At 66.7% G+C, this 17848-nt stretch carries 17 protein-coding genes and 1 pseudogene; 6 read left to right on the top strand and 12 right to left on the bottom strand.

The window, feature by feature from the left end; genetic code table 11:
- Positions 1-26: 26 nt before the first annotated feature.
- Positions 27-599: a hypothetical protein gene (locus tag BST40_RS31150; protein WP_183155319.1), complete on the top strand. Its 573-nt coding sequence runs from the start codon at positions 27-29 to the stop codon at positions 597-599.
- A gap of 212 nt (positions 600-811) precedes the next feature.
- Positions 812-1054, top strand: a complete 243-nt coding sequence (locus BST40_RS16005) for a hypothetical protein (protein ID WP_083154745.1) — start codon at positions 812-814, stop codon at positions 1052-1054.
- A gap of 563 nt (positions 1055-1617) precedes the next feature.
- Here BST40_RS16005 and BST40_RS16000 read toward each other — a convergent pair.
- From BST40_RS16000 to BST40_RS15950, 11 genes are all read right to left on the bottom strand, one after another.
- A complete protein-coding gene (locus BST40_RS16000) occupies positions 1618-1977 on the bottom strand; it encodes a hypothetical protein (RefSeq protein WP_083154743.1) in 360 nt (119 codons plus the stop codon).
- 198 nt (positions 1978-2175) lie between these two features.
- On the bottom strand, positions 2176-2619 hold the full coding sequence (locus BST40_RS15995) for an SRPBCC family protein (RefSeq protein WP_083154741.1): 444 nt from the start codon (positions 2617-2619) through the stop codon (positions 2176-2178).
- The gene (locus tag BST40_RS15990) at positions 2616-3842 is read right to left on the bottom strand and encodes an RNA polymerase sigma factor (protein ID WP_208618909.1); all 1227 of its coding nucleotides are present in this window, start codon (positions 3840-3842) and stop codon (positions 2616-2618) included. The genes BST40_RS15995 and BST40_RS15990 overlap by 4 nt, the downstream gene beginning before the upstream one ends.
- Positions 3839-4117: a YciI family protein gene (locus tag BST40_RS15985; protein ID WP_240316683.1), complete on the bottom strand. Its 279-nt coding sequence runs from the start codon at positions 4115-4117 to the stop codon at positions 3839-3841. The genes BST40_RS15990 and BST40_RS15985 overlap by 4 nt, the downstream gene beginning before the upstream one ends.
- Before the next feature lie 143 nt (positions 4118-4260).
- Complete coding sequence (locus BST40_RS15980) at positions 4261-5487, bottom strand: cytochrome P450 (RefSeq protein WP_083154739.1); 1227 nt, start codon at positions 5485-5487, stop codon at positions 4261-4263.
- An 11-nt stretch (positions 5488-5498) separates the two neighbouring features.
- Complete coding sequence (locus BST40_RS15975; protein ID WP_075547363.1) at positions 5499-6983, bottom strand: aldehyde dehydrogenase family protein; 1485 nt, start codon at positions 6981-6983, stop codon at positions 5499-5501.
- Positions 6984-7013: 30 nt separating this feature from the next.
- Positions 7014-7889: an SDR family oxidoreductase gene (locus BST40_RS15970; RefSeq protein ID WP_083154738.1), complete on the bottom strand. Its 876-nt coding sequence runs from the start codon at positions 7887-7889 to the stop codon at positions 7014-7016.
- Positions 7882-9000: a spirocyclase AveC family protein gene (locus BST40_RS15965; protein WP_083154736.1), complete on the bottom strand. Its 1119-nt coding sequence runs from the start codon at positions 8998-9000 to the stop codon at positions 7882-7884. The genes BST40_RS15970 and BST40_RS15965 overlap by 8 nt, the downstream gene beginning before the upstream one ends.
- 3 nt (positions 9001-9003) lie before the next feature.
- The gene (locus tag BST40_RS15960; protein WP_083154767.1) at positions 9004-10116 is read right to left on the bottom strand and encodes an ABC transporter substrate-binding protein; all 1113 of its coding nucleotides are present in this window, start codon (positions 10114-10116) and stop codon (positions 9004-9006) included.
- A gap of 87 nt (positions 10117-10203) precedes the next feature.
- Positions 10204-11037 carry a CbbQ/NirQ/NorQ/GpvN family protein gene (locus BST40_RS15955; protein WP_075547360.1) on the bottom strand — a complete coding sequence of 278 codons (834 nt, stop codon included), beginning with the start codon at positions 11035-11037 and terminating at the stop codon, positions 10204-10206.
- Between the two features lie 32 nt (positions 11038-11069).
- Positions 11070-12752: a nitric oxide reductase activation protein NorD gene (locus BST40_RS15950; RefSeq protein WP_244174395.1), complete on the bottom strand. Its 1683-nt coding sequence runs from the start codon at positions 12750-12752 to the stop codon at positions 11070-11072.
- A gap of 95 nt (positions 12753-12847) precedes the next feature.
- Between BST40_RS15950 and BST40_RS15945 the strand changes: the two genes are divergently transcribed.
- The 3 genes and pseudogenes from BST40_RS15945 to BST40_RS29485 form a co-directional block, all read left to right on the top strand.
- The gene (locus BST40_RS15945) at positions 12848-13993 is read left to right on the top strand and encodes an acyl-CoA dehydrogenase family protein (protein WP_075547358.1); all 1146 of its coding nucleotides are present in this window, start codon (positions 12848-12850) and stop codon (positions 13991-13993) included.
- Positions 13990-15096, top strand: a complete 1107-nt coding sequence (locus BST40_RS15940; protein WP_075547357.1) for an acyl-CoA dehydrogenase family protein — start codon at positions 13990-13992, stop codon at positions 15094-15096. The genes BST40_RS15945 and BST40_RS15940 overlap by 4 nt, the downstream gene beginning before the upstream one ends.
- A pseudogene (locus tag BST40_RS29485) lies at positions 15093-15245 on the top strand (SDR family NAD(P)-dependent oxidoreductase); the annotation flags it as partial. The gene BST40_RS15940 and the pseudogene BST40_RS29485, both read left to right, overlap by 4 nt.
- Before the next feature lie 75 nt (positions 15246-15320).
- On the opposite strand, the gene BST40_RS15935 reads toward BST40_RS29485, so the two are convergent.
- Positions 15321-16493 carry a PPE family protein gene (locus BST40_RS15935; RefSeq protein ID WP_083154733.1) on the bottom strand — a complete coding sequence of 391 codons (1173 nt, stop codon included), beginning with the start codon at positions 16491-16493 and terminating at the stop codon, positions 15321-15323.
- Between the two features lie 751 nt (positions 16494-17244).
- Between BST40_RS15935 and BST40_RS15930 the strand changes: the two genes are divergently transcribed.
- The coding region (locus BST40_RS15930; RefSeq protein WP_142276743.1) for a PE family protein at positions 17245-17848 on the top strand (604 nt) is incomplete at its 3' end.

Here is a 17848-nt window from a genome sequence, read left to right as displayed (position 1 = left end):
GCGCGTTATCGGTGTTGGTCAGTGCGGTGAGTCGCGTCATCCGAGACGACCGGAGCTGGCTGCTCGGCACGCCTGCGGACGTCGCGTGGATTGACGCAGCCACGTCCATCGGCCTCAGCATCACCTCGGCGATCCCGCCGGTGTTCGACGACTACGCCACCGTGGTACTGGCAGAAACCCCGGAAGAGCAATTCGCGCACGAGCGGGCCGTGGTCGCGTTGCTCAGCAGGCAGTCGTCCGCCCAGCCGTGGTGGCTTGGGTACCTCGATACCGGCTGCTCCGACGTCGTCTTTCCCGACGCTCCGAGGGTGCGCATGTATGCAGATTGGCCGTATGTGCTTCTGAAGGCCGGACCGGAGCAGGCCGCCAGCTGGCGCGGCGCCGACTCATGGTCACCACGGTCTACCCGCCTACCGGACCTGATCTTCCCGGCGGATCGATCCTGGCTGATATCCACCCTCTGGGACGACGATTGGACCTGCATCGGTGGACCGGTTCGGCTCATCGACAGTTTCCTGAACGACTCGAAGCTGAGAGGCCGGACACGGCGAGTACGTATCGATGAAGACGCCACCCCGCCCGGGCATCAGGCGTTCTGACCGTGCACGTCTCAGATCTGGCGGTTCGGAATGGTCGGGCCCTGCCTCTGGCCCCAAGAGGTGGTGTCCTAACCTTCGTCGGTCTTGAAGCGGTCTGAGTAGCCCTCCGGGTGGCCTCGATTTAGACTCGCCCGCGTGGGATCGGATGAATTGCAGGTCTTTTGGTCAGCTAGGGGTACCCGAAAAGCGCACCCGCTTCCACAACAGTGCAAATGCGCTACCTACCGCTGATTATCGCGGCAGCCGGGGTCGGTTTGATCATCGCCGCCCCGGCACGATCACGGCGAGCCTGGATCACGTTGACATTACTGCTGACCGCTTTGGGTGCCATGACCGTCATCGACTGGTGTTTGCACCGGCCTACCGGCTCTGACATCACCTATTTGGTCACAGCAGCGATGATTGGCGGGTTGTCAGTGTTCGTCGGCAAGAAAGCCCGGGACTCCCGAAGCTGACCCCACGATGGTGCATTGCGTATTGGCGTGGGCGAAGTCCCGGGCTCTCCTCCGAAATAGCCAATCAGCAGCGAACTAGTTGCACCGTACATTGCGGATTGCTTCGATCGTCGTCAGCGCCGACACCCCGTGGTGCGTCTTGGTTCTCGTCTCGATTGAGCACAGTCACCCACCGAAAGGCTGCTGATCTCCTAGCTTTTTGAGACCGCAAAAAATTGCGAAGAACGGTGCGCTGGACGCCAGGCCCTTCGAGAGTGTGGGCTGCAGGACGCTAGAGGTTGCTAACGACCAGATAACGCACTCCGTGGTCGATTGAGGGCGCAAGCGCTGGGGCAGACCCCGATCATTTGGTATCAGGGCGGCCCGGTGATGGCCAATGCGTAAGTGATCACAGTTCGAACGCCACCGCGCCCGGCCGTACTCAGACCGCAGACTCCGGCCGCACACAACTTGACGCGTAGCCAACCAAGCAGGCCAATTTCGACAGATTCGGGAGTGATCAGATCTTTCTCAGAAGATTCGGGCGATATCCGGCGCGTGAATCTCATTCTGGCGCAACCCGACTAGATGCGGGCCATGCCGTCGTAGTTGTCGGAGCAGCAGCCACAGGGTTCGTCGTATTCGCTGCCGTAGTTGGCGTAGCGCGAGACGGTCCTGACCACCGCCGCGGCCGCACCGACATCAAGAACCGGCTCCTCGGCCGCCTGATCGAACGGCTTAAGGGCAGCCACGCTGACGACCAATGGGGATCGGTCATCGAGTTTGGCCGTGATGTCGGCAACGGGCCTGCCGTCGACGAACAAGGTGTACAGGTCGTGCACCGGAAATCCGTGGTTAAGTCGCAGCACCCACCACTGACCGGACTGCTGTGCGGCATAAGGAAAATGTGGCCGCGCAGTTCTGTCAATCGCGGGCCAGTCCACCGACGGACCTTCAGTGTGGGGCCTGTTCCAAATCCTATGCGCCTCCTGACCCGTTGCCGATGCGGAGTAAGGACTCATCGCATCAGGTCGTCGAGATGATCCTGGGGTCTCGAGCGCGCCTCAGGGCGGGTTTGCGGCTCGCAGCTGCGAACGAGCCGATATCTGGGCGCGCCACGACAACCTGCAGCTACCCGACGGTTAGGTCGCCGATTCCAGCACTTCCTTCAGCCGGGCGAGGTCCTTGCCGTTGGCCCGCTTGATCGCCTTCGCCAAAACAGGTGCCGCAAGCCCGGAAAACCCTGACGGCTCACCGCGATTGCGCAGGGTCATCTTGGTCGTACCGTTCGGGCCGTCTTCCCACACGTAGGTCGTCTCCATCGGAAACGGTCCTTCCGCGGTGCGCATCACGAACCTGGTGCCCGGCCGCAGGTCCACCACCTCATAGGTGTAACTCAGCGTCCGACCGAGAAACCTTGCGGTAAAAGCAAACTGCGAGCCGACGGCTAGCGGCTTCGGTGATTTCCATTGCGCTGCTGTGATATTGGCGTACCACGCCTTAGCGTTGTCCGGATCACAGGCATAGCCAAAGACTTCGGCGCGCGGCCGGGCGATCAGTATCTCGCTTGTCACATCGACTTTCATGTCACTTCTCGTCCCGCAGACCATTCGGCGATGCGCCGCTGGCGGTATCGGCGTTCCGGCTTGGTGATCGCATCGGTCAGCGAAAGCCGTGTCGCCGCGACCGCCTCGGCGAACTTACCTTGACGGGCCAGCAGTTCACCGCGGACGGCATGCCAGCGCTGATCCGGCTCGAGTTCCGCCAGCTCCGCTAAACCCGCTGCGGGCCCGTCGGATTCGGCGACGGCGACCGCCCGGGCCAGCCCGGCAGGGGCGCTCGGCCACACCGACAGCAGCAGGTCGTAGAGCCGGACGATCTCGGCCCAGTCGGTGGTCTGGTACGACGCGGCCCGAGCATGCTCGGCCGCGATCGCAGCCTGCAGCTGGTAGGGATCGGCGACCGCGCCCGTGCGGCGCAGCGATTCGTCGAGCAGCCGAAGTGCCTCGGTGATCATGCCGATGTCCCACGCCGAGCGGTCCTGCTCGGACAGCGGCACTGGATCGCCGGCGTCGTCGAGCCGTGCGGCACGCCGGGATTCGGTCAGCAGCAGCAGCGCCAGCACCGCCATCGGCGCCGGTTCGTCCGGCATCAGCTGGTGCACCAGCCGCGCCAGGCGCAGTGCCTCGCGAGTGCCGTCGACGTCGGTCAACCGGTCGCCGCCGGCCGCGGTGTGGGCAATCGTGTAGGACGTGTGCAGCACCGCGCACACCGCCGCCACCCGGCCCGGCAGCTCTTCGTCGGCCGGCACCCGATAGGGGATGCCGGCCCGGGCGATCTTGGCGCGTGTGCGGGTCAGGCGCTTGGCGACGGCCGCCTCGCTGGTCAGCAACACCGCCGCGATCTGCGCCGGCGACAGGCCGCACAAGGTGCGCAGCGCCAGGGTCACCTGGGCCTCCAGCCCCAGCGCCGGGTGGCAGCAGGTGAAGATCAGCCGCAGCCGGTCGTCGGCCACCATGCTGTCGGGCGGCAGGTCGGGGACCGCGAGCTCCATGCTGGCACGCTCCTTCTGCGCTCGAGCGCCCTCGCGGCGCAGCAGGTCGATCGCCACCCGGCGCGCGGTCACCGTCAGCCAGGCCCGCGGTTCGTCGGGCACACCGTTGCGCGGCCAGTCCCGCAGCGCGCGTAATGCCGCTTCCTGAACCGCGTCCTCGGCGACCTGCAGCGAGCCGACCGTCCGGACGAGGGTTGCCAGGATGCGGGTGCCCTCCATCCGGACGGTCTCGGCGAGCGCCGATTCCGCGGTCAAGCGAAATCGATGATGGGACGCACCTCGACGGCGCCGTCCCAGGCCGCCGGGATCTCGGCGGCGATCCGCAGCGCCTCGTCCAGGTCGGCCGCCTCGATGAGATAGAAGCCGGTCAGGGCCTCTTTCGTTTCGGCGTACGGACCGTCGCTGGTGACGACGTCACCGCCGCGGGCGCCGGTGACCCGCACCGTCGTCGCGGTCGCGGTCGGATACAGCGCTGCGCCACCGCGGATCGCTGCGGCGTGGTCCTGGCCGAACTTCATGTAGTCGGCCATATCGGCGGCCTGCTCGGGGGCTGACCAGTCGACGTCCCTGGTGTAGGTGAGCGCGGCGTATTGCGGCATGGTGTCCTCCTTGTCTCGATGATCATCCGGGCAATTCGCGGATGTCATCAAGAGGACGATCGGGATCGGCCCGATCAGGACACCCGGGCGAAAGTCGGACCGAACAGCACCGGAAGCGACGTGGGCGACCGGAAAACCTGGCCGCGGATATGCGGGTCGTCACCTGCGGGATCCAGACGCAGGTTCGGCAGCCGGTCAAACAGCAGGTTGAGCGCCACCCGCATCTCCAGCCGGGCCAGATGCATACCCAGGCAGACGTGCACGCCGTGGCCGAAGCCGATGTGCGCCCTGGCCGCGCGGAAGATGTCGAACCGATCCGGATCGGGGTAGCGGTCCTCCTGCCGGTTTGCCGCACCCAGCATCGGCATCACCGAGGAGCCGGCCGGAATCGGCACCGCGCCCAGCTCGGTGTCACGGGTGGCGATGCGAGTGATGGTCAGCAGCGGCGGTTCCCAGCGCACCGCCTCCTCGATCGCCTGCGGCAGCAGTGCGCGCTCGGCCCGCACCGCATCGAGTTGGTCTGGGTTGCACAGCAATCCGTACAGCATGTTGCCCAGCGACCGGTAGGTGGTCTCGACGCCGGCGGGGAGCAGCAGCCGCAGGAAGGAGAAGATCTCCTCGTCGGAGAGCTTCTCCCCGTCGATCTCGGCCCGGGCCAGGCCGCTGATCAGATCGTCGCGGGGTTCGCGCCGCCGCGCGGCGAGGATGGGCGCGAAGTACTCCTGCAGGGCCTGCGAGGCGGCCCGGCCCCGCTCCGGGTTGACGGTGAAACTGAGCAATGAGATCGACCAGCGCTGAAACTGCGGATAGTCCTCGCGTGGCAGACCCAGCAGACCGGCGATGATCTGCGTCGGATAGGGAAAGGTGAACTCCTTGACCAGATCGGCGTGTCCGCGACCGGCGAACCGGTCGATCAGCTCATTGCCGACATTGCCGATCAGTTCGTCCTCCCAGCGAGCCAATGCCTTCTGCGAGAAGGCTTTTGCCACCAGAGCGCGATGGCGGCCATGTTCGGGTTCGTCCATGCCGAGCATGACGTGGCGGCCCAGCACGTCACCGAAGGCATCGATGATGATCGCCGACGAGAACGTCTCGTTGTCCCGCAGCAGCTGCGCGACGTCTTCATGGCGGTAGACGATGAAGACGGGCTTGGATTCCTCGTGCGGCATGGCCGAGAAGTCGATGCGCTGCACCGGTTGCTCGCGCCGCAGCCGGGCCAACTCGGTGTAGGGATCCCGGACGTCGCCGGATACCACGTCGTCGAAGGCCCCGAAATCCTCGAGATCGTCGAACAGCTGCATGCGCGCCCCCTTCAGGTAGCCGGATAGCCCACCGACTTGATCTGGGTGTACTGGTCGAACCCGGCGATCCCGTTCTGCCGGCCTACCCCGCTGTCCTTGTAACCGCCGAACGGGGTGTCGGCGCCGTACGGCGCGGCGCCCTGCACACCGATGAAGCCGGCCCGCAGCCGCCGGGCCACCGCCAGCGAGTGCTCCAGCGAACCTGACATCACGTTGCCGGCCAACCCGTACACGCTGTCGTTGGCGATCCGGATCGCGTCTTCCTCGTCGTCGAATCCGATGACCGACAGCACCGGGCCGAAGATCTCCTCCTGGGCAATCGTCATGGAGTTGTCGACGTCGACGAAAAGCGTTGGCCGGACATAGAATCCCTTGTCGAAACCGGTGGCCGCGTCGGGACCGCCGACCAGGCAGGTGGCACCCTCCTCGACTCCCTTGCTGATGTAGCCCAGTACGCGCTTGCGTTGCTTGTCGGAAATCACCGGTCCGCACAGGGTGGCCGGATCCTGGGGGTCGCCCGGCATGACGTTGTCGTAGATGCTCTTCAGGATCGCCACTCCCTCGTCGTAGCGGGACCGCGGCAGCAGCATCCGGGTCGGGTTGGCGCAGCCCTGCCCGGCATGCATGCACGGTGCGATGCCGATCGCACACGCCAACCCGAACTCGGCGTCCTCGAGCACGATGGTGGCCGACTTACCGCCGAGTTCCAGAAACAGCCGCTTGAGCGTCGCCGCACCCTTTTCCATGATCCGCTTCCCGACGACGGTCGAACCGGTGAACGAGATCAGGTCGACCTTGGGCGAGAGCGTGAGCTCTTCGCCGACCAGATGATCCGACGCGGTGACGACGTTGACGACTCCCGGTGGGATGTCGGTTTTTTCGGCGATCAGCCGGCCCAGGCGGGTGGCGTTGAACGGGGTGTCCGGCGCCGGTTTGAGCACCACGGTGTTGCCGGTGCCCAGCGCCTGGCCGAGCTTGTTGATGGTGACCTCGAACGGGAAGTTCCACGGCACGATCGCGCCGACCACCCCGACCGGTTCCCGCCAGACCTTGCGGCTGGTCAGCTGCCCGGTGATGCTGACCAGCGCGTCGCCCAGGTCGGTTTCCCAGGGGTATTCGTCGATCAGCTTGGCGGGATAGCGCAGCGCGTCGGCCAGCGGCGCATCCAGTTGCGGCCCGTAGGTGATCGCCCGGGGCGCGCCGGCTTCAGCGATGAGCTCCTCGCGCAGCTCCTCCCGTTCGGCCTCGATGGCCTCTTGAAGCTGCAGTAGGCAGCGCTTACGCAATTCGGGATTGGTCGACCAGTCGGTCTCGTCGAAGGCCCGCCGGGCCGCGTCGATGGCCCGGTGCATATCCGCCTTCGACGCGTCGGCGACCTCCCCGATCGGCTCCTCGGTGGCCGGGTTGATGTTGGTGAAGGTGCCGGCCTGTCCGTCGACGAGCTTGCCGTCGATCATCATCCTGGATTCGAACCGGACCTTTACAGTGTCAGCCATGTTTGTTCAGCTCTCTTCAGACGAGGCTCACTATTCCGGCGCTCGTAGTGCCCTAGAGCGCGGGAGACCCAGCGCCAGCCGGGTCACCCTATGGAGAGCCTTACTGGAAAGCAGCCGGTTGGCAACCATCAGCAACCGGGCGTCGAGTCCCACGGCGCGCCGGGCAAAGGGCGAGCGGTCCTCGACGGCCCCGGCCAGCACGCGGGCAAACTGCTCGGGTGGGCGCGCCAATCGCATCGCGGCCCGGCCGCGCCGGTCGATTTTGCTGTGCAGCGCGGCGTAGGGCCCGGTGAGGTTGCGGTGATCCGATGTCCCGGCGTCGGTGATGATGTCGGTGTCGAAGGTTCCGGCCACCAGGACGGTGACGCCGAGTCCGAACGGCGCCACCTCGGCGGCCAACGATTCGGCCCACCGTTCGAGTGCGCCCTTGGCCGCGGAGTACGCCGCGATCTCCGGCATGCCGCGCACGCCGCCCTGGCTGGAGATCATGACGATGCGTCCTTGGCCCGCGGCGCGCATCGACGGCAACAGCGCCTTGGTCAGCAGCACCGGCCCGAGCACGTGGGTGGCGAACATCCGCTCCCACAGGTCAATCGGCGTCTCCTCGACGGTCCCGGCCGCGGAGATGCCCGCATTGTGCACCAGCACCCGCGGAGCGCCGACGGCCTCCTCGATCGCCTTGGCCGCGGCAGTGACGGACGCAGGGTCGGTCAGATCCAACTGGACCGCTATCAGCCGCGAATCCTCTTCTGCGGCACCGGCCGTCGACCGCAATGCCGCCAGCCCGGACTCCGGTGAGCGGATCGCGGCCACCACCCGCCACCCCTGCCGGTACAGGTGCGCGGCCGACGCGAGGCCCAGCCCGCGAGACGCGCCGGTGATGACGACGGCAGGTGGCTCACCCATGCGCCGCCCCACAGCGGCCGCCGTCGGCGGGCGGCGTCACGTCCGGGCGGCCGTGCGGCTGTGCGCTCATCCAAGTCGACCAGATGCCCACCGAATACGGGCCCGGCTGGCCGTTGCGTTCGTAAAAGCCTTGCGGGTCATAGACTTTGGCCTCCGGATAGGGCCATGGGCAGGCGACGGAGGTGGCGGTTCGAGTCCATTTGATGACGGCGAAGCCGGTGCCGTACGCGAAGTAGGCGAGGTTGATCAGCACGAACATCACCGCGAACATCGCGAGCTTGGGCCGCCCGGGAAGGATCCGTGCCCGCTGGGCGAGCTTTTCGGCGACGGTGCGGCCGGTGTCGTCCCGATAGAGCAACACACCCGCGGGGATCATCACGAAAGTGACCATCACGGTTTCCCAGATGAACGGGAACTGGTAGGTCTGGCCGGCGAAGGCCGACCCGAACGGAATGACCTGGGAATAGATATAAAAGCCGGTGCGTACCAGCGTCATCTCGAGCATCGCGTCGATGACCATGCCCACCGGCAGGATGATCACCGCCAGCGTGATCAGCGGATGGCGCCAGACGAACGAGCCGAGCGGGCGCCGGGCCTGGATCTTGCGCAGGATCCAGATCGCCGGGAAGTAGGGGCCCAGATAGAACATGATGTAGCCGATCACCAGGAACGGTTCCACCGTCGGCGACAGTGACACCAGCGGCCAGTCCTCCGGCCAGTGCCACAGTTGCGGGTTGTAGACGGCGTAGGGCGCCCAGTTCATGATCGGGTCCTGCCAGACGATCAGCGTGGTGACGATGCCCATGAGCAGGACCGGGTGGGCCGGGTAGCGGCGCCAGGCCACCACGTAGACCGCGATGATCACCGACATCGCGATGATCGTGAAGATCTGGAACAGCCCCAGCCAATGCTGGTAACCGAACAGCGGCTCGACCGGGCGGGGCGCGCCGGTGACCTCCGGATTGCGGATTCGCGGCGAGACGGCGCCCTTTCGCGCGTAGTGGGCGACGACGGCGAGCACGGCGACGGCTATGAATATCCACCCGACAGCCCACCCCGAGCCCCTCTGGCGCGTGGCCGTGACCGACGGCGCTGCCTGCTCGGTGGTCATCGCTCAACCGGCGCCGAAGCGATCGACGAGATGGGAGTTCACGCCGTCGGGGTCCAGCCTCCGCGCCACCAGGTAGCCCGCACCCATCCAGCCCCGCCGGGTCCACTTCCCCAGCGAGACCCGGGTCCCCGGGGCACCGGCGGCGGCGGGCAGCATCTTCACCCGCTCCAGCGCCTCCTTGACGCCGCGGGGGCTCAGCGGGTGGGCGTCGGCAAAGGCGTGTAGCAGCGTATTGGCGACGTCGTGGTTCACCACGGGCACGCAATACTGGGGCCGACGGCCGTATTCCGACTCGTAGCGGTCCAGGAACGCCTGGCCCACGCGGTTGTCCTCGTCGTACTGGTCGATCCCGGTCCAACCCATCAAGGCCTGCCACATAATCGGATTGATCCAGGCGTTCTGAAACGCGGTGCTGGTGAACCGGGGCGGATCCCAGTCGAGTTCGGCCAGGGCCGGGTTGATGAACACGATGCCGAAGCCGAACCCGCAGTGCACCAACGCGGACGGCTTAGCCTCGTGCACGGTGCGCATCGCCTGGGTGACGTCCTGTGCGGTTTGGGCGATCTGCACTTCGGCCACAATACGAATGCCTTTGCGCCGGGCCGTATCTCGGAAGTTGGTGAGATAGCTCTGACCGACCAGCGATTGCTCGACCAGGACGGCCACCTCGGTGTGGCCGTCTTTGGCGAGCAAGTCCGCCCAGAAGATCGGCTCGTCGGTCATCGACCCTTGCGGGAACGCGAACGTCCACTCCCCCAACCAGTCGTCGCTGCCGCAGACGTTGATGGCCGGAACCCGGAACCGTTCTTCGATCGCCTCTTTGGTGGGCACCGCGTTCTCGCTGATGTGCGGCCCGAACACCGCCAGACAGCCCTCGTCGACCAGTTCGCCGTAGGCGTCGATGACGGCCTTGACCGCGCCTTTGGGCAGCCCCTCCACTTCCCGGTACACGATCTCCACCGGACGGTCGATGACCCGTTGCCGCAGCCCGTCGGCGAATACCAATTCGAACGGCTGGGTCAGGTCGTCGCGCATCTCCTGCGGATAGAACTCCGGCAGCAGGAGGTCGAAGAGGTAGCCGATCTTGATCGGTTGCGCGGTGCTCTCGTAGGACAAGTCTCCGTCTCCGTCAGCGGCTCCCGATAAACCTAACATTTGTTCTGACAATAGCGCGGTGGGCGGCGCAGCATCAATCGCCATCGGCTAGGTGTCGGACAGGTAGACATCGATCAACTCCGACAGGCCATTACCGGCGTGAATGTCGTCGGTCAACGGGCCGGCGACGGCGGCGCGGGCCGCCTCCCGGGTGCCGAGCCCCTCGGCGATCAGCCGGCCCGCGGCGATGAGCACCCTGGTCGACGCCACCTCACGCAATCCGCGGTTTTCCAGCCGCCGGATCGCTTGGGCAAGCCGCACCAACTCGGCGGCCGCCTCGGAGCCGACGCCGGCCTCGTGAGCAACGATCTTTTCCTCGACATCGGCTGGGGGAAAACAGAATTCGATTGCCACCAGGCGCTGCCGGGTGGAGTCCTTGAGATCCTTGAGGACGCTTTGGTACCCGGGGTTGTAGGACACCACCAGGCAAAAGCCAGGTGCGGCATCCAGTGTCACGCCCAGGCGTTCGAGCGGAAGCTGGCGACGGTGATCGGCCAGGGGGTGCAACACGACGGTGGTGTCCTGGCGCGCCTCGACGACTTCATCCAGGTAGCAGATCGCGCCCTCGCGAACGGCGCGGGTGAGCGGGCCGTCGACCCACTCCGTTTCCCCACCGCGCAGCAGGAACCGCCCGACCAGATCCGCGGTCGTGAGGTCGTCGTGGCAGGCCACCGTCACAAGCGGCCGCTGCAGATCATGGGCCATGGCTTCCAGGAACCGCGTCTTGCCGCAGCCGGTGGGCCCCTTGAGTAGCACTGAGAGGCCTTGACGGAAAGCGGCCTTGAAGACGTGTTCCTCATTGCCCACCGACACGTAGAAGGGACGGGACGCCGCGGGTGTCGCCCCGTCGTTGCCTGCGCCCGCATTGCCTGTGCCTGGCATGGCCGCAGCGTAACGCGGAACAGATATTTGGCTCAACTCTCGGCGGGCCTGCGAACTTCGGCCGAGCGCAGGGCCGCGCGAAACAGCGGCCCGGCCACCCGCCGAAGTTGTTCCGGCTCGGCGATGGCGGCCAGCGCCGCGCTGCCGAAGACCCGCTGCAGTTCCTCGGGATCGGTGCTCGCCCCGACGGCCAGGCACACACAGCCGGTGCCACGGCCGCGGGCTTCGGCCAGCGCACGACGGGAGTCCGCCGCCCCGTAGGCGCGTTCGTAGCCGTGGTCGTAGGCCAACCCGTCGGACACCACGACCAATAGCCGCCGCGTCGTACCGCCACCGGATTCCAGCACGGCCGCACCGTGGCGGATCGCGGCACCGAGCCTCGAATACCCGTCGGGCACCAGGCCGCCGAGCCGCCGCAGCGCAGGAGCATCCAGCGGATCGTCGAAACGCTTGACCGGCACCAGTTGCACGGCCGCCCGCCCCTGCGAGTGGAATGCATAGAGCGCCAACCGATCTCCGAGATCATCAAAGGCAATAGCGAGTGCCGCGGCGACGGCCCGTTGCTGTTCGTGCACCGTCTTTCCGGTCGCAGCCGGCTCGGCGACCGAGCCGGAGATGTCCAGCAACAACAGCACCGCAAGATCACGTCGGCGGCGCAGCCGATCGAGGTAGATCGCGTCAGTGGGCAGCGAGCCGGCCGCCGCGTCGAGGCGGGCCTCGACCGCCGCATCGATATCGATGTCCTCGCCGTGCAGCTGCCGGCGAAACCAGTCCGGCCCCAGACCGAGGCGGGCCAGGGAGCGCCGTAATGCATAGCGGTCCAGGCAATCCGGAAACGATGCGTCGCCGACAACCGCCGGCATTTCGCGTACCGTGCACCAGTTCGGCCGATAGCAGCGACGGTGGACATCCCACTCGGGATAGCTGACCGACTCCGCTTTCCCGCGTGGTCCGCCGGCGCGTTCGTCGAACAATCCGGCCGGTGCCGTCGACAACACCCCTTGCGCGGACCCGATCCCTGAGCGGGTGCGGTGGGCGGGGGCGTCGGCCCCCGGCTGACCGCTGTCTCCGAGCCGGCGCACCGGGCGCAGCATGGGGCGCAGCAACCGGCCGAGGGCTCCGGAACCGCCGATCGGGCTGGGGAAGACGGTCTCCTGTGGGTCTGCGGGATCGTCGTCGAGGTCGGCCGGTGCCGGCCCGGCCTGACGACCATGCTCACCGCCCGCCGGCGCATCTCGGTGCGTTGCCAACTGGGCCAGCAGCTTCCGGGCGTGGATGGCGCCGAAGCTCGCCGGCGCGCCGGCGACGGGGTGCGGGCTCCGCGCGACAGCCAACGAGGCGGCCGGCGAATGGGTGCGAGCGGCGATGTCGCGGTCGATCAACCCCCGCGTTGGCTCCGGTAACCAGTATTCGTTGGCCGCCAGCGCCCGGTGCCCCTCCACCGCGAGATATCGCCTGGCAACCGCCGGGCGCCGGTTGAGCGCGCGGACCAGATCCGGATCGAGACTTCCCGCCGCCAGCAGCGACGCCTGCACGGCCAGCGAGGCGAGCTGATCGCGCCCCGGCAGGGCGGCGTCGACAAAGATGGTGCGGCCATCGGTCCACGCCGGCTCACCGGCGCCGGCCGGGGCGACCCGTACCGTACGGCCCGCGATAGCGGAGGCCACGATGCCCAGTCGCGGCAGCCGATCGGTGTGGTGCTGGTCGCCAGTCACGCGGTTCGTCCTGGTTGATCGTGTTGACCAAATATCTGTTCCAACGTAGAGTCCGGCTTGACAGGCAGTCAATCGCGCAAGGTCGACACACGCACGTGGACTTCTCATACCCGGCGGAGGTGGAACAGTTCCGCGACGAGCTACGCAGCTGGCTCTCGGCGAATCTGACCGACGAATTGATCACCGCCCGCCGATCCCCCGGCCGCAGCGACGCGGTATTCGACATGTTGCGTGCCTGGAACGCGACCCTGGCCGACGCCGGCTGGGCGGCCGTTTCCTGGCCCCCTGCGTACGGTGGCCGCGGCGCCACCGTGCTCGAGCAGCTGGTCTACACCGAGGAAACCACCCGCGCCCGAGCCCCCTTGCCGCTCAACGTCATCGGCATGAACAACATCGCTCCGGCGATCATGCAATACGGCACCGAAACGCAGAAGACGACACTGCTGCCGCGGATGTTGCGCGCCGACGATATCTGGTGCCAGGGCATGTCGGAGCCCGACGCCGGATCCGACCTCGCCGCGCTGCGAACCCGCGCGGTGCGCGACGGCGACACCTTCGTGGTCAACGGACAGAAGATCTGGACCTCGCTCGGGCACCGCGCCGACTGGTGCCAGCTGTACGTCCGCACCGATCCCGAGGCGCCCAAACACCGGGGCATCTCCTGCCTGATCGTCGATATGAGGCTGCCCGGTATCGAGGCTCGGCCGCTGGTCACGCTCAACGGCGACACCGACTTCGCCGAGGTGTTCTTCCACGATGTGGTGGTGCCGGCCGGCGCGCTGCTGGGTCCGCTCAACGCGGGCTGGCAGGTCGCCACCACCACGCTGAGCCACGAGCGGGCCGGGGCGGCGCGACTTTACACCGAATTGCAGGTGCGGCTCGAGGAGCTGGCGGCGGACTTCGCCGCAGTCGGGGTCGGCGAAGACCCGGTGACGTTGCGGCGCCTCGGTGAGATCGCGGTGCGCGTGAAGTATCTCGAAGTGCTGTGTCTGCGCTCGATTTCGGCGACCCTGCACGGCGGCTCGGAAATCACCGCTTTGGGGTCGGCCAGCCTGGCCAAGACGGTGTGGGGTGAGATCGGCCAAGATCTGGCCGCGCTGGCTTTCGATGTGCTGGGTCCGCAGGCTCACCGGTGGGCCGACTACCGGCTGACGTCGCGGTCGCTGACCATCGCCGGCGGCACCACGCAGATCAACACGAACATCACCGCGCACCGCGTGCTGGGGTTGCCGCGCCGATGAACCTGGAACTGTCCGAGGAGCAGCTGGCGCTGCGCGACACGGTGCGGCGCTTTCTCGCCGAGAAGGCGCCGATTTCGGGACACGTGCGCGCGCTGCTCGACGATCCCACCGGCACCACCGAGGCGGTGTGGCGCGGCCTGGCCGAGCTGGGGACAACCGGGCTGTTGGTGCCACCCGAATACGGCGGCGCCGGCATGACGATGGTCGAGGCCGGCGTGGTCGCCGAGGAGCTCGGCGCCGCCTTGCACCCGGGGCCCTGGTTGTCCACAGCGGTCGCGGCGACGCGGGCGCTGCGCCGGTGCGACGCCGGCCCCGCCGCGGCCCAGATCTTCACCGGGATAGCCGAGGGCACCACGATCGCCACCGTGGGCCCATTGGACATCAAGACCCTGCCGACAGCCGACGGCACGACCCTCGACGGCGAGCTCGCCTCGGTTCCCGACGCCGCAGCCGCCCACGTGCTGTTGGTTCTCGCTCAAAACGGGCACGACACCGAGCTTTTCGCGGTCGACACCGCTTCCCCCGGCGTTTCGGTGATGCCCAAGCGCGGTATCGACCAGACCCGCAAGACGTTTCGGGTCGAGCTCGACGGTGTGCCGGCAAACCGGGTGGCCACCCCGTCGCCGGCCGCCGTTGCGGCCGTCGTCGACGACGTGCTGATCGCCATGGCCGCCGATGCGCTCGGCGCGGCCCGCGCCGTCATGGACTCGGCCGTCGAATACGCAAAGGTGCGAAAGCAATTCGGCCAGGCCATCGGCTCGTTCCAGGCGATCCAGCAGCTGTGCGTCGGCATGTACGAGACGGTCGAGCTGGCCCGCAGCGGGGTGATCCACGCGTTGTGGGCCTCGGATGCCTTGCCCGAAGACGCCGCCGACGAGCGACACTTGTGCGCACTGCGGGCCAAGGGTTTCGCCGGGCGGCTGGCCACCGTCGCCGACACGGCGATCCAGATTTTCGGCGGCATCGGCTACACCTGGGAGCACGACGCTCACCTCTATCTCAAACGCCTGCTGAGCTGGAGCGCATTTCTGGGTGGACCCGACCGCTATCTCACCGAACTCGGTGCGCGCCTTGCGCACCCAACAACAGAAGGCTACCGATGATCGATTTCACCGACCAGGTCGCGATCGTCACGGGCGCCGGCCGGGGGCTCGGCCGGTTGTACGCACTCGAGTTGGCCCGCCGCGGTGCCGCGGTGGTGGTCAACGATGTCGGTGCGACCATGCACGGCGACGGCTCCGACGCCAGCGTCGACCGACGCACGCCAGACCGGTAGCGACTGGTGCGCCAGATGCCGGTCGCAGTTGGCACTGGGGCGGCCCAGTCGCTATCCGATCCCGGTAACTGGTATCACGCCGGATCGGGACTGCGGTGCCTGAGGGCCGGCCCCGCCGCGGCCTATCGTCTCACCGGGCATCCCGGAAGCACCGGTACCGCTCGGCATCGGCATCATCGGCATACCGGGCGAACTCGGCTCTCCTGTCAGCGCCGCCGGGGCTGGGATACCGGCCGCACCCAAACCCGACATCGCCGAACTCGCCATCGGCGCCGGCACAGACCCCTGCCAAGTCGGCGGAACCGACAGGCCCCCGACCATCCGGGCGTTACCCAAGTCCGCCGCCATCGGCGAACCCAGCCCTCCGCCGCCCAATGACGTAATTTCAGCATGAGGAGGCGTCACCAACTTCGGCACGTCCGCCGGCAACCCACTGGCAACCACACCGGCCACTCCGCCGACTGGTGTGCGCGCTGCATTGCTCATCAAACTCATGAGCGGCGACATCGCCATGCTCAGCGGATACATCAACACCGGCACACCCGACAAGAGCAATGAACCCAGCCCCGAGCCGGCGTTTGAACCGATCGCCACGAGATCCTGAGCCGGCGCCGCCGCGGACGAAACCACCGCCGGCGCACCCGAGGCAGCTTGCGACGCCGACCCGGCCAACCCGGCCCACCCGGCCAAGCCGGGATTGGACGGCGGCGGACTAAACGGCGTCATTGTCGACGCCACCGATGCCGCGCCGGCGTGATACCCCGCCATCGCGGCTACATCCTGCGCCCACATCTCCTGGTAGTCGAACTCCGTAGCTGCGATCGCCGGGGTGTTCTGAGCCAAGAAATTCGTTGCCACCAACGACAGCAGCGACATCCGATTGGCGGTCACCGCCCCGGGATGCACCGTCGTCGACAGAGCCGCCTCGAACGCTGTCGCCGCAACCCGAGCCTGAACAGCGGTCACCTCCGCCTCCCCGGCCGCCCCGCTCAGCCAGCCCACAAATGGTGCCGCCGCAGCCGCCATCGACATCGATGCCGGACCTGACCACTGCCCGGTCGCCAATCGGGTTACCACCGAATCAAACGACGCTGCCGATGCCCGCAAATCCGCTGCCAGGCTCAGCCAGGCCGACGCCGCTCTCCACAGCGGGCCCGACCCGCAACCGCCAAAGATTCGCGCCGAATTGACTTCCGGCGGCAGCCAAGCGAAGTCCAAAATCATCTCAACCTAAACCCTTCCGCCGTCGTCAGCCGAAATGCGGCAGCACTGATATACATTGCACTCCAAAACAATTCGAACTCATTGGTGATGACGAGCACCCGAAAGCGCTACCACACGGTCGACTCAGGCGATATCCGAATCACGCTGATATAGAACGATATTCCAAGCCAGACCGGACGCCGCGCTAGTTCGCGTACCACCAAGCAATGAGAATTCGTGAACAAGTATCTGAGTCATCCAGTGAATCCAGCCTTTTCAATGCGGATGGTTACCCGCTGTCACATCGCGGTTGTCGGGAACCGCAGCCGAACCGGGATCTTCAGCCGGACAAAAACTCCCACAAACCATACGCCTTGTCAACAGTTGCCTTTGGCTACGCTTACGTAGCCGGAAGTTACGAATTCGTAGTCTATTAACACTATTTCGAGCGTCCGAGCTATCCCGCGCGCCGCCTGGCTGTCTACTGAATCGCGCCGCAGAACGCCGCCACTGCCGGTGTAAAATTGTGCAATCACCTGAAATGCCTTGGTGGGACGTCGTCTCGACGAGCACATCGGTCCTTCAAGACCAGCTCCTGGCCGAAATGTAGCGTACGTCAGGGACTCTGATTGACGACCGTCGAGAAACATGCTGCAACCGAGCGGCTGCGGTGCTAGTCTGCAGAGACCCAATTGCACGGAGGGGAATGGGTGCGTGCAGTCCGGGAGCAAGTGGTTACCCGACAAGCGCTCAGTGCGATTAGGAGATCTCCATGTCATTTGTGTCCACGGTGCCCGAGGCATTGCAGACCGCCGCAACCGACTTGGCGACTATCAGATCCTGGCTCGGCGAGGCCAATGCCACTGCGGCCACAGCTACGACGGAAATACTCCCCGCAGGCGCCGACGAGGTGTCGGCAGCGATCGCAGCGCTGTTTTCCGCGCAGTCACAAGTCTGGCGAACGTTCAGTCAGGACGCTGCGTGGCTTCATCAGCAGTTTGTGGATGTCCTCAACGGTAGCGCCGTCAAGTATGCGACCACCGAGCTGGAGAACGCCGAGCGGAATGTCCTGCAGGTCATCAACGAACCGACCGAGTATTTGTTCGGGCGCCCGCTGATTGGCAACGGCGCCAACGGGGCTCCCGGGACGGGACAAAACGGCGGGGACGGCGGCATTCTCTGGGGAAACGGGGGTAACGGCGGATCAGGTGCGCCCGGCCACGCCGGCGGCAACGGTGGCGACGGCGGGATATTCGGCTCCGGTGGCGCCGGCGCAGCCGGTGGAAACGCCGTGAACGGCACCGCCGGCGCTGGCGGCGCGGGCGGGGCCGGCGGGTTGTTCGGCTCCGGCGGCGCCGGCGGGGCCGGCGGGATGT

This window comes from Mycobacterium persicum (assembly GCF_002086675.1).
GTDB lineage: Bacteria > Actinomycetota > Actinomycetes > Mycobacteriales > Mycobacteriaceae > Mycobacterium > Mycobacterium persicum.
This window is presented reverse-complemented; position numbering and strand designations above follow the sequence as displayed.

Bases quoted from the DNA above. Each gene is read 5' to 3' on its own strand.
- BST40_RS15995 (WP_083154741.1), bottom strand. From the start codon at position 2,619: ATGAAAGTCGATGTGACAAGCGAGATACTGATCGCCCGGCCGCGCGCC.
- BST40_RS15935 (WP_083154733.1), bottom strand. From the start codon at position 16,493: ATGATTTTGGACTTCGCTTGGCTGCCGCCGGAAGTCAATTCGGCGCGA.
- BST40_RS15975 (WP_075547363.1), bottom strand. From the start codon at position 6,983: ATGGCTGACACTGTAAAGGTCCGGTTCGAATCCAGGATGATGATCGAC.
- BST40_RS15980 (WP_083154739.1), bottom strand. From the start codon at position 5,487: ATGCAGCTGTTCGACGATCTCGAGGATTTCGGGGCCTTCGACGACGTG.
- BST40_RS15940 (WP_075547357.1), top strand. From the start codon at position 13,990: ATGAACCTGGAACTGTCCGAGGAGCAGCTGGCGCTGCGCGACACGGTG.
- BST40_RS15965 (WP_083154736.1), bottom strand. From the start codon at position 9,000: ATGACCACCGAGCAGGCAGCGCCGTCGGTCACGGCCACGCGCCAGAGG.
- BST40_RS15985 (WP_240316683.1), bottom strand. From the start codon at position 4,117: ATGGCCGACTACATGAAGTTCGGCCAGGACCACGCCGCAGCGATCCGC.
- BST40_RS15955 (WP_075547360.1), bottom strand. From the start codon at position 11,037: ATGCCAGGCACAGGCAATGCGGGCGCAGGCAACGACGGGGCGACACCC.
- BST40_RS15970 (WP_083154738.1), bottom strand. From the start codon at position 7,889: ATGGGTGAGCCACCTGCCGTCGTCATCACCGGCGCGTCTCGCGGGCTG.
- BST40_RS16005 (WP_083154745.1), top strand. From the start codon at position 812: ATGCGCTACCTACCGCTGATTATCGCGGCAGCCGGGGTCGGTTTGATC.